Genomic DNA, 12,100 nt, shown 5'->3' with positions numbered 1-12,100 from the left:
GTTACTAAAAATATCACACCGCCACCTGAGTGATTTTTGCTCTATGAAAGTGCAGACGGTTAGTGCAAGGTGCACAACTTTAGCTTAATTACGACACCAGATTAGAATAAGCCATTGAAATAAATCGCATTAAATTTTATGGCACAGTTATAGCTTATGCACGTGTAACTAAATAACGATAGGATGCAGCGCTATGTCATATATAGAACCCAAGGAGTTTGTCACCAAAATGGTAGATGCGGGTGAGCAAAAAATATTCATGTCTACCAAAGATACGTTAGTAAGAGCCTTTATGGCGGGAGCCATTTTAGGCTTAGCCGCCTTTTTTGCCATTACCGTCATCGTCAAAACAGGCTCACCTTTAATTGGTGCGTTATTATTTCCTGTCGGCTTCATTATGTTATACCTCATGAAGTTTGACCTATTAACCGGTGTATTTACCCTAGTCCCTTTAGCAGTATTAAATAAGCGTCCGGGATGTACTTGGGACCAATGTTTTCGAAATTGGGGGCTAGTGTTTACCGGTAACTTTGCTGGTGCGCTCACAGTGGCATTTTTTGCGTCATTTATTCTAACCTATGGTTATAACACCGACGGTGGCACCTTAGCAGCTAAAGTGAGTACCATTGGTGAATCACGTACCTTAGGCTACCAAGAACATGGTGTTGCTGGCTGGTTTACTATCTTTATTCGCGGCATGTTATGTAACTGGATGGTGTCTATGGGGGTTGTTGGTGCAATGATCTCAACCTCTGTCAGCGGCAAAATGGCTGCAATGTGGATGCCGGTTATGTTGTTCTTTTTTATGGGTTTTGAGCACTCGATTGTCAACATGTTCCTATTTCCATTCTCAATGATTATGGGGGGAGAGTTTACCGTTGTTGATTACTTTATTTGGAATGAAATTCCTACAGCATTAGGTAACTTAGTCGGCGGATTATTATTAGTGGGTCTTCCATTATATCTGACTCATGTGAAAACGAGTCCTGAACGTAAAGCAACAGCAGTACCGACAACGGCAACCAATTCAAGCGCATTGTCATAAGTTTTAATACATTAAAAAGCCCTGCACAGATGGTCAGGGCTTTGTTGCATCTGTCGCTAAATCCCATTCACTTTACTTGAGTAATAAGATGAAACAAACCTTGGCGTTGTCGGTCGGCCAATATTCCATTGCGGGAACTAAAGCGCTTAATCAAGACGCATTGCAATACCAGATTCCTAAAGCGGGTTTGTTAAATAGCAAAGGGGCGGTATTTGCTTTGTCTGATGGCATAAGCAGTAGCAATGTGAGCCAAATAGCCAGCCGAACCGCAGTTGACAGTTTTACCCATGACTATTATTCAACCCCTTGCGCTTGGTCGACTAAAAATGCCGCATTAAAAGTACTTAAAGCCACCAATTATTGGTTGCATGCACAATCAAAAAACAGTGAATTCCGATTTGATTTAAATAAAGGTTATGTGGCGACATTCAGTGCAATGGTTTTCAAATCTAATACGCTGCACACTTTACATTGTGGCGATAGTCGAATTTACCGTTATGTCAACCACTCGCTTGAACAACTGACTCAAGATCATCGTCGTTATATTGATGAGAAAACCAGTTACCTTTCAAGAGCACTAGGGCTTGAGGCCATTTTAGACATCGATTACGCCCATTACCCCCTTGCTAAAGGTGAGCATTATATTTTAGCCACTGACGGTGTGTACGAATTTGTGAGCCCTAATCAACTTGGTGAGATCATCGACACTCACCAAACAGACTTAGACCACTGTGCAAAAGTAATCGTCCACACGGCACTTGAGAATGGCAGTGACGATAATTTATCTGTCATGATTGTCGCCGTTGAACAATTACCCTCAAAGGCATTAAGTGAATGGCAAGAGCAAGCACAAACGCTTAAATCCACCCCCACATTGACTGCTAACCAAACCATTGATGATTACTTATTAATTAGAGAACTATTTATTGGCGGCCGTAGCCATGTGTTTTTAGCCCAAGATCTACAAACCCAACAGAAGGTAGTATTTAAAGCCCCTTCAATGGAGCTAAAGCATTGTCAGGACACGCTTGAAAGCTTATTAATGGAAGAGTGGGTCATGCAAAGACTATCGCACCCCAATCTCTTAAAAACCTTACCGCAACCTCGCTCTAAATCTTGTGTTTACTCGATATCTGAATATGTTAGTGGTACCAATTTAGCCCAGTGGATGCTAGACCACCCAGATCCTGATTTAGACTCTGTACGAACAATTTTGGTGCAAGTGGGCAAAGGCTTACAGGCATTACATCGTCAAGAAATTATACATCGTGATATTCGACCCAACAATATTATTATCACCCCTGATGGTTTGGTGAAAATTATCGATTTTGGCGCGGTAAGAGTCGCAGGGGTCAGTGAAATTTTACCCATGGATGACCACATTAAAGGTACCGCTCAATTTAGCGCCCCAGAATATTTTTTAGGGGAAATAGGCACTCAGCAAGCTGATATTTTCTCTTTAGGGGTACTGGCTTACCAAATGCTGACAGGAAAATTACCTTATGGTACCCATGTGGCTCGTTGTACCACTCATAAGTCGCAACAGGCACTACATTATGTTCCTGCTAACTCCATTCGCAGTGATATCCCACATTGGGTTGAAGGGACGATAGCTAAAGCCGTTAAAGTGAACCCACAGCAACGTTATACTGAGGTGTCTGAGTTTTTAGCGGATCTCATCACCCCTAACCCCAAATTCCAATCACAACGTTCATTGCCTATGATTGAAAAAAACCCAGTGCAATTTTGGCAAGCTTGCAGTGCTGTGTTGTTGGTGCTTTGGATTATGGCATTACTGAGCTAACTTCAGCTTGAAATATAAAGTGATTGACCGAAACTATTTTGCAAATACAACGCATAAAAAATGCCGTTCATTAATAATGAACGGCATTCGTTTAATGGTATTTATTCAAGGCTTAATGACACAGTGTTACTCGTCAGCATCACCTAATGACAATAATGTCGCATTACCCCCAATGGCAGTAATGTTATTGGTGCGAGTTTTTTCAGTCACAAAACGGGTTAAATAGTGTGGACCACCTGCTTTAGGGCCGGTACCTGATAAGCCTTGACCACCAAAAGGTTGCACGCCAACAACGGCACCAATTTGATTACGGTTAATGTAAACATTACCCACATCTACTTTATCCGCAAGATTAAGTGCGTGGCCTTCGTTTCGGCTATGAATACCTAAGGTTAAACCAAAGCCTGTACTGTTAATTTCATTAATCACTTTCGCTAAGTCAGCGGCTTTATAACGAATCACATGTAAAATAGGACCAAAATGCTCTTTCTCTAATACTCGAATAGAGTCAATCTCGACTGCGGTAGGCGCAACAAAATGACCATTTTCAGTGCCTTGTGGTAACTCAAGCTGATTAATGAGTTTGCCGACTTGCTTAATATGATCAATATGGGCATTTAAGTTAGCTTTCGCTGTAGCATCAATTACTGGGCCAACATCGGTTTTGATATAACTTGGGTCACCTATGGTTAATTGCTCCATCGCCCCTTTCATCACGTCAATAACACGCTCTGCAATATCTTCTTGCAAGAACAACACACGCAGCGCTGAACAACGTTGACCCGCGCTAGTAAATGAAGACGATACAATGTCATTAACCACTTGCTCTGGTTGTGAGGTTGAGTCAACCACCATCGCATTTTGTCCGCCAGTTTCCGCGATTAAAGGAATAATCGCCCCTTCACGATTAGCCAAAGTGCGGTTAATTAATTTAGCAGTGCCTGTTGAGCCAGTAAAACATACTCCACCAATACGCTCGTCAGAGGTTAATGCTGCGCCAACAGTAGCGCCCGTACCGGGTAAAAACTGTAATACGTCTTTTGGAATACCCGCTTCATGTGCTAATTGCACGGCACGATAACCCACTAAACAGGTTTGCTCAGCCGGTTTGGCAATCACGGTATTACCCGCAGCCAATGCCGCTGATACTTGCCCTAAGAAAATCGCCAGCGGGAAGTTCCATGGGCTGATACAAACAAAAATGCCTCGGCCTTGTAAAAACAACTCATTTAGCTCACCCGTAGGGCCTGGAAGCAATTCAGGTTTGGCCATCATTTTTTTAGCTTGAACAGCATAATAACGACAAAAATCAACCGCTTCACGAACCTCATCTATACCGTCTTGAATGCTTTTACCTGCTTCACGAGTACATAATGCAATTAGCTCTTCACGGTTTTCTTCTAATAAGTCAGCTAACTTTTGTAATGCACTAGCACGAACTTCAACCGGGGTTCTGCTCCACGTTACAAATGCGTTATCGGCTGAAGCGATGGCGGTTTCAATGGCATTTTTATCGGCAAATGCCACTTTACCGACATATTTAGTGGTATCGAACGGACTCACAACTTCTTTTATTTCGCCTGCTAACGTCTCACCATTTACCAATGGACCAGCTTGCCATTGGGTTTGAGCAAATTTATCTAACGCAGCAAAAAATGGTTCCGACTCAGAAATAATGTTCATGTTTAGTCCTTTAGAATTTTTTCTTTCATCCCCAAAGATATCAATGGGTTGAACAATTTTATTATTAGCAAAGGTGGTATATTTTTGTAGGGTCACCAAAGGATGAACCACTAATGAATCGATAGGCGTTTTAGGGTCAACAAGTTTGTGAACAAATGAAGTATTAGCCCCATTTTCTAACAAACGGCGAACTAAATAAGGCAGTAAGTCTTTATGCGCGCCAACGGGGGCATAAATGCGTACCGTTTTAACGCCGCTTTCTGCCAACATGGTGTCGTAGAGCTCTTGTCCCATACCATGCAAACGCTGAAACTCGTAATTTCTATCCCCCGCCATCGCGGTAATACTGGCAACAGTTTGCGCATTATGAGTGGCGAATTGAGGATAAATATTACCGCGAGTTGCCTCAGACAATAAATAGCGCGCGCAAGCCAAATAAGACACATCCGTACCCGCCTTACGAGTGTAAAGTGGGTAGCCCGCATCACCAGCTTGTTGAGCCCATTTCAGTTCGCTGTCCCAATAAGCCCCTTTTACCAAACGCAATGGAACTTCATCGCCTTGCTCTTTCGCTAAACGATTTATCCAGCACAATACCGGTAAGCAACGCTTAGAGTAGGCTTGAACAACAATCCCTAATAAGCCCCAGCCTTTAGCTGCATCTGATTGATATAGTTTCTTGAATAACTTCAATGACAATTCAAGACGGTCAGCTTCTTCAGCATCAATTGAAATACCAATATCAACACTTCGCGCTTGTTGAATCAGTTTAATTACCGTGTCGTATAATTCAGTTAAAACACGATCTTCATTAGCGACTTCATAACGAGGATGTAGTGCAGACAACTTAATTGAAATAGTCGGCCTTGGAGACAATGAATCATCGTAAGGTTGAGCGCCTAAATCACCAATAGCCTTGCTGTAATCATTAAAGTACTTTTGCGCATCTTTAGCGGTAAGTGCAGCTTCACCCAACATATCGTAGCTGTGGGTATAGCCTTTTTCACGCTTGTCTTGACTATTTTGCAACGCTTCTTTAATGGTACGCCCTAAGACGAATTGTTTACCCATTATTTTCATGGCGGCAAGCATAGCTTGGCGAATAACTGGCTCACCCAAACGGTTCACTAAGCGATTTAATAAATTGCTAGGAGTGCCATCTATTTTACGGTCTAATTTGATAATTTTACCCGTTAACATCAACCCCCAAGTCGAGGCATTAACCAGTACTGAGTCACTTCGGCTAATGTGCTCATCCCATTTGGCACCCGAAAGCTTATCTTCAATTAACGCATCAGCCGTTTCTGAATCAGGAATACGTAATAATGCCTCAGCTAAGCACATTAAAATAATGCCCTCTTGAGTTTCTAGGCTATATTGCTGCAAAAATGCATCAATCCCCACCATTAAGCCTTTTTTCTCAAACTGACGAACTTTATTTACCAATTCATGAGCACGCTTTGTTACCAGCTGAATTTCTTCATCAGAAGAAGGCACAAGGGTAATTAGCTCCGATAAATATTGATTTTCATCAACAACGTAATTATCTGTAACGGCCTGAAAAAGCTCGTCTAGAGTGGCGTTGTCATAGCGACCGCCCAGTACTTCACTCGCTTTGAACATTATTTTGGCTTCCATCATGGTCAATTGAAGGAGGGTTTTAAAAACCAATTTATAGTCTGCACATTGAATTATTTTATTTTGTATACAATGTACGATTCAGGCGGAGTATACTCGCAAAATGTGATCAAGAACACTGTCAAATGACCTAAAAACCACTTAAGAACACATTTTTTTCTTCAAAAAATAACTGCCGCTGTTAACGTTTAAATAACAACTCAATGGCGGTTATATTTTATGGCTTATATGCCAGTAACTTAGCGGGGCGGCAAACAAAAAGGCCAACACAAATGTGCCGGCCTTTTTGTTTGAAAAATTTGTAAAAAATCTAACTGACGCTGCAATTAAACGATTAATTACGACATCCAACGGCTCTTATTACGACGTTGCGGTCTTGGCAGGTAAACTAAAATAATACCAATTAATGCACCAATACCAGCAATCATCCCGCCCTGTTGCCACATACGAAATAACTTATTATCAATAGCAGACTTTAACTCAAACTGTGCGGTGTCACGTTCTTTTTCAGCCAGCGCTAATGCCTGCTGCAACTCTGATACCTTCTTGTTGGCTATCGCTAAGTCTTGTGTCGCATTATCAGTACTCAAAGAAAGCTGATTTAATTGCTCATTTACTTTAATCAGCTCTGACTCAACTTGCGGATAACTCACACGGAAACTTGGTTTGTCAGTTAAAAAATCATTTTTAACCCAACCTTCGCGCCCTTTATGATCCACAATTTGCGAATAGTCCCCTTCAGTTTTACCTGAAAAAGTGACTGGCTGCCCTGCTTCGACACTTCCTAGAATACGATATTGGGTACCTGGCCCCCCATGAATATAAGTGAATACATCATCTGAAATATAATGATTAGCCGCTTGAACATGAGCAGTTAAACACAAAGATAAAAAGGTGAAAAATTTAATGACTCTTAACACTGTCGGTTCCCTAACGCTTTCAATTAGCAGTCATGCTATTTATTTAAGGCTATTAATGCAAGAAGGAAGTCATATGACTTCCTTCTTTTATCGTGATTCAGCTCATTAATTAACTAAAAATACCTTTAATCATGAAGAAGAACACAATAGATAGGCCTGCACCAGCAGGAAGTGTAACCACCCAAGACACAACAATATTACGTACAACACCAATGTTGATAGCTGCAATACCACGTGCCATACCAACGCCTAAAACCGCACCAACTAATGTTTGAGTGGTCGAAATAGGTAAGCCAGTTCCTGAGGCGATAACTACCGTTGAGGCAGCCGCTAGCTCAGCAGCAAAACCACGACTAGGAGTTAAGTGAGTAATGTTTTTACCAATGGTTTTCATTACTCGCTGACCAAAAATAGCCAGACCAAGCACAATACCTACAGCACCTAACGGTAAAATCCACCATGCCAATACGGCTTTAGAGCCAATGACACCGCCACTATCAACTACTGACACTACAGCAGCTAATGGACCAATAGCGTTAGCAACGTCGTTTGAGCCATGAGCAAACGCCATACAACAGGCGGTAACAACCATGAGAATGGCAAACACTTTTTCAACATTACCAAATTGAGTCTGACGGTCAGCTTTTTCACTCATTTTTAAACGAGCAATGGCCACTTTACCAAATACACCCACAGCAACAGCAATCGCACCAGCAAGTAAGTAGGCTTCTAGCGTTGAGAAATGTAAACCAACATGTTTTAAGCCTTTTGTTACGGTCACTAGTGACATAACAAAGCCTGCTAATGCCATGTAAAATGGTACATAACGCTTAGCATTACCGAGTGGGTCTGAGGTGTCAAAAATCAATTTTTGCACGCTTTGGAAAATGGTATAAGCAATAAAGCCTGAAATAGCAGGGGTAACCACCCAAGAGCCCACAATACCTACAACTTTGCCCCACTCCACAGCATCAGCGCTAACACCTACCGCGGCGAAACCAACAATTGCACCAATAATAGAGTGAGTTGTTGAAACCGGCCAACCTAATGCAGAAGCGACAACCAGCCAAATACCTGCAGCAAGCAGTGAGCCAATCATACCGAACACTAGATATTCAGGCACATCAGTAAAGTAACTAGCATCAATAATGCCTTTACGAATGGTACTGGTCACTTCACCACCGGCTAAAAACGCACCGGCAAATTCAAAAATCATCGCAATGATGATAGCTTGTTTGATGGTAATGGCATTAGAACCTACTGAGGTTCCCATTGCATTGGCTACGTCATTGGCACCAATACCCCACGCCATCAAAAATCCAAATGCAGCCGCTATCGCAATTAATGCTGGGCCGTTGGTGACTAATACATCAACCATGTTGTTTCCTTGATAACCTTGTGATTAGTTACGAGCTAACATAAGCTCAAGACGGGAACCGACACGCTCAGCAAGATCTGCTAAACCACCCACCCATTCAATAATTTTGTATAAGAACATCACATCAATTGGATTCAATTCATTTTCTACAGCATACAGCTGACGACGAACTTGAATTTGAAGATCGTCAGAATCTTCTTCAATGATGTCGAGTTCATTAATCATTTTGGCAACTAGTTCAACTTCACGACCACGGAACCCCGTTTCAAGTAGGTCATCTAGTTCATTAATTGCTTGTTTTGCAAGTGCGACAGCGTCAAGGCAACGCTTGAGGTAAGCATTAAATGCTTCTTGCACAGGAAGAGGTAGGACTAATTGACGTCCAATGATGCGACCAGAAATGTCTTTTGCTTTGTTGGCAATTTTGTCTTGTTGAGTTAATAACTCAAGTAAGTCAGTACGCTCAACAGGCATAAACAAACCACCTGGTAAAGTTAGACGGATTTCACGTTTTAAGGAATCAGCATCTTTTTCAAGCGTGCTAATTTGCTTACGTATTTTTACCGCTTCATCCCAATTTCCAGCTTCAGAAGCTGCAAAGAAAGGGATTAACAGGGCAGCACATTCATGAACTTTGTCGATATGCTGTTCTAAAGGCTTTAAAGGTGATTTTGCAAATACACCTAAAATAGAGTTTACTGGCATCGCCGTTTACCTATTTAATTAATTCCAACTTGGAAAAGCGGGCGCATGTTACCTCAAGCGTCCACATAAAGAAACAGTGTAGTTCTAATTTCGCACTACTATGATATTTTTCACTTGCCGCAGAGTATAATTTATCTGACCGACGCAATCCTAAGGGATTTTTATTACAAAAATGTGACAGCGTGAATTTATTATGACACACAAATGAACTTTTGATTACAAAGTGAGCACGTATTCAATGCATCAAGAAATTGAACTCAAGTTATTCATTCCAACTCAAGTAAAACACCTATTAATAGAGCTTTTCAATGACTGGCCTAATTCTATCACTGAACCTCAGCAATATTTAACCAATTATTATTACGACACCCCATCACTGAGCCTTGCTAAACTAGATTGCGGTTTTAGAGTGCGGGCGTGGAATAACCAATTTGAGCAAACGATTAAAACGGCTGGCAACGTATCTGGAGGACTTCATAGTCGCCCCGAATTCAATGTCGCAATAAAAGATAACCACCCCAACTTATTATTATTTCCACACAATATTTGGCCAAGCGACTGTGATGTCAGCCAGCTCAATCGCAACCTAGTGTGTTTATTTGAAACCAATTTCAAACGCTCAACTTGGCGAGTCACCTTTAACAATAGTATTATTGAGGTCGCGTTAGATTACGGCGAGGTGATAGCCCATGAACAGCATGAGCCGATTTGTGAGCTAGAGTTAGAATTAGTTAGTGGACAAGTCGCCGATATAATTGAGCTCGCCTGCAAGATTTCGCAACATTGCCCTATAAAGCTTGGATTACACAGCAAAGCTGTTAGAGGTTATCTTCTAAGTCAAAAAGTGCCCATTAAGCGTTATCTTTCCCAAGCGATGAATTTGAACAACTTAATGGCACAACCCTGTGCTAGTCATTATGCTCAAATACTTAGATATTGGCAGCATATTGAATTAGACCTCCTACAAATACACCAGTTATTGGCTAATGCAACCCAAAGCCAACAGAGTCAATTAGCCAATGAGTTAGGTTTACGTTGGCAATGGCTACTAAAATGTCTGAATGAAATACAACAACATCTCTCGTCAGTAACATCATGCTCTACTGTTGTTTCTAAAGGCTTGCTACTGTCTGAGCAACTAAAGAGTTATTTGTCGCAAGATATCACAGCACTCACTGCGGACGATATTCAAGCTCACTATCAGCAATTATGGCAGCAGCCTTATTATGGGCAATTACAACTGCAATTGCTTTCATTAAGCCATTAACCTTAAAAACTACCCAATAAAAAAGGGCTGAAATTCAGCCCGTTGAGTGTTGTTATCCTGAACGTTTATAGTCCTAATGCTTTACTTATACGGTCACCGTAGTCAGCATCGGCTTTAGTGAAGTGAACGACCATTTTTTGTTGAACATCAAGCGTCACTTGGCTTAATGAACCGCATATTGTTGCCACTAAACGCTGCTTCTCATCTTCACCAAAGATACGGTACAGATTACCTGCTTGGGTATAATCATCTTGGTTATAACGGCTATAGCGGTCGGCTTCGCCATCTAAACGTAATGGTGGTTCAGCGAACTGGCTGCTCTCTTGTAGCGCTTCTGGAGTCGTATTTGGGCCATAATTTGGACTCGCATCACCTCCTGTTTGGCTGCCATGATAAGGACAAGCTGTTCCCGCCATAGCTCCACCACGTTGATGATGGTTAGCCTGTGTCGCATGAGGACAGTTAACAGGTAACTGATTATAGTTTGTGCCCACTCGATAACGATGCGCATCGGCATAAGCAAACAAACGTGCTTGTAACATTTTATCAGGGGAAACGCCTATACCTGGCACCAAGTTGCTTGGCGATAATGCCGCTTGTTCAACTTCAGCAAAATAGTTTTCAGGCAAACGATTCAGTTCTAGCTCACCAATTTCGATTAATGGATAATCACTGTGTGGCCAAACCTTAGTTAAATCGAATGGGTTAATGTGATAAGTGTTGGCATCTGCCTCTGGCATAATCTGTACATTCACCGTCCACTTAGGGAAGTTTTTATCTGTAATGGCCAACACTAAGTCACGCTGTGATGAATCAGGGTCAATACCTTTTAGTTTATCCGCTTGCTCGTTAGTTAAATTAACGATGCCTTGCTGAGACTTAAAGTGGAACTTCACCCAAAAACGCTCACCCTTAGCATTCCACAATGAGAACGTATGCGAACCATAACCGTGCATTTGACGGTAGTTTGCTGGAATACCACGATCAGACATTAATATTGTCACCTGATGCATTGCTTCAGGGTTTTCTGCCCAAAAGTCCCACATGGCTTGCGGATCTTTTAAATTAGTTTTTGGGTTACGCTTTTGGGTATGAATAAAATCTGGAAACTTAATACCATCACGTAAAAAGAAGGTCGGAGTATTGTTACCCACAACATCATGATTACCATTGGCAGTATAAAAACGTAAACCAAAGCCACGAGGATCACGCTCAGCATCTGCACTGCCCATTTCACCACCTACAGTAGAGAAACGAATAAAGGTTTCGGTTTGTTTACCGACACCGTTAAAGTGGTCAGCAATCGTGTAATCACTTAAGTCTTTAGTTAGGGTGAAAGTACCATAAGCTCCAGTCCCTTTGGCATGAACGACTCTTTCAGGTATACGCTCACGGTTAAAGTGGGCTAACTTTTCAATTAATTGCCAGTCTTGCAATAATAATGGGCCTCTTTTACCTGCTGACAGTGAGTTTTGGTCATCAGCAATTGGAGCACCATTTTGGCTCGTTAGGTAAGATTTATTGGTCATAACTTGATTCCTTTTGGGTTGGTTTTAGCCATTGTTCTAGTAAATCAACTACAGTCGCCATAGATTGTGTCTCCCGCTGATTTCGATAACGTCATCATACCCACTACCAAAAAATTAAAATAACGATTAAA

General features: G+C 41.6%; 8 protein-coding genes. 3 read left to right on the top strand and 5 right to left on the bottom strand.

The window, feature by feature from the left end:
* The first annotated feature begins 193 nt into the window (after positions 1-193).
* Both L2672_RS15560 and L2672_RS15555 read left to right on the top strand, forming a co-directional pair.
* Positions 194-1,045: a formate/nitrite transporter family protein gene (locus L2672_RS15560; RefSeq protein WP_248996763.1), complete on the top strand. Its 852-nt coding sequence runs from the start codon at positions 194-196 to the stop codon at positions 1,043-1,045.
* An 88-nt stretch (positions 1,046-1,133) separates the two neighbouring features.
* Entirely contained in the window at positions 1,134-2,849 is a 1,716-nt protein-coding gene (locus tag L2672_RS15555; RefSeq protein ID WP_248996762.1) for a bifunctional protein-serine/threonine kinase/phosphatase, read from the top strand.
* A gap of 126 nt (positions 2,850-2,975) precedes the next feature.
* Here L2672_RS15555 and putA read toward each other — a convergent pair whose 3' ends face one another.
* From putA to L2672_RS15535, 4 genes are all read right to left on the bottom strand, one after another.
* Positions 2,976-6,170 carry a bifunctional proline dehydrogenase/L-glutamate gamma-semialdehyde dehydrogenase PutA gene (gene putA, locus L2672_RS15550; protein ID WP_248996761.1) on the bottom strand — a complete coding sequence of 1,065 codons (3,195 nt, stop codon included), beginning with the start codon at positions 6,168-6,170 and terminating at the stop codon, positions 2,976-2,978.
* A gap of 338 nt (positions 6,171-6,508) precedes the next feature.
* Entirely contained in the window at positions 6,509-7,090 is a 582-nt protein-coding gene (locus L2672_RS15545; protein WP_248996760.1) for a TIGR04211 family SH3 domain-containing protein, read from the bottom strand.
* 109 nt (positions 7,091-7,199) lie between these two features.
* A complete protein-coding gene (locus L2672_RS15540; protein WP_248996759.1) occupies positions 7,200-8,468 on the bottom strand; it encodes an inorganic phosphate transporter in 1,269 nt (422 codons plus the stop codon).
* A gap of 24 nt (positions 8,469-8,492) precedes the next feature.
* Entirely contained in the window at positions 8,493-9,173 is a 681-nt protein-coding gene (locus tag L2672_RS15535; RefSeq protein WP_248996758.1) for a TIGR00153 family protein, read from the bottom strand.
* A 238-nt stretch (positions 9,174-9,411) separates the two neighbouring features.
* Between L2672_RS15535 and L2672_RS15530 the strand changes: the two genes are divergently transcribed.
* Positions 9,412-10,440 carry a CYTH domain-containing protein gene (locus L2672_RS15530; RefSeq protein ID WP_248996757.1) on the top strand — a complete coding sequence of 343 codons (1,029 nt, stop codon included), beginning with the start codon at positions 9,412-9,414 and terminating at the stop codon, positions 10,438-10,440.
* A gap of 65 nt (positions 10,441-10,505) precedes the next feature.
* Here the strand turns inward: L2672_RS15530 and katB are convergent, their stop codons facing one another.
* The gene (gene katB, locus L2672_RS15525; protein ID WP_248996756.1) at positions 10,506-11,969 is read right to left on the bottom strand and encodes a catalase KatB; all 1,464 of its coding nucleotides are present in this window, start codon (positions 11,967-11,969) and stop codon (positions 10,506-10,508) included.
* Positions 11,970-12,100: the final 131 nt, after the last annotated feature.

The sequence above is a fragment of the Shewanella gaetbuli genome (assembly GCF_023284065.1).
GTDB lineage: Bacteria > Pseudomonadota > Gammaproteobacteria > Enterobacterales > Shewanellaceae > Shewanella > Shewanella gaetbuli.
The sequence above is the reverse complement of the archived record's forward strand: the minus strand, read 5'-3'. Positions and strand labels throughout refer to the sequence as shown.

Coding starts and splice junctions, on each gene's coding strand:
- L2672_RS15540 (WP_248996759.1), bottom strand. CDS start 8,468: ATGGTTGATGTATTAGTCACCAACGGCCCAGCATTAATTGCGATAGCG.
- L2672_RS15560 (WP_248996763.1), top strand. CDS start 194: ATGTCATATATAGAACCCAAGGAGTTTGTCACCAAAATGGTAGATGCG.
- putA (WP_248996761.1), bottom strand. CDS start 6,170: ATGGAAGCCAAAATAATGTTCAAAGCGAGTGAAGTACTGGGCGGTCGC.
- katB (WP_248996756.1), bottom strand. CDS start 11,969: ATGACCAATAAATCTTACCTAACGAGCCAAAATGGTGCTCCAATTGCT.
- L2672_RS15555 (WP_248996762.1), top strand. CDS start 1,134: ATGAAACAAACCTTGGCGTTGTCGGTCGGCCAATATTCCATTGCGGGA.
- L2672_RS15535 (WP_248996758.1), bottom strand. CDS start 9,173: ATGCCAGTAAACTCTATTTTAGGTGTATTTGCAAAATCACCTTTAAAG.
- L2672_RS15530 (WP_248996757.1), top strand. CDS start 9,412: ATGCATCAAGAAATTGAACTCAAGTTATTCATTCCAACTCAAGTAAAA.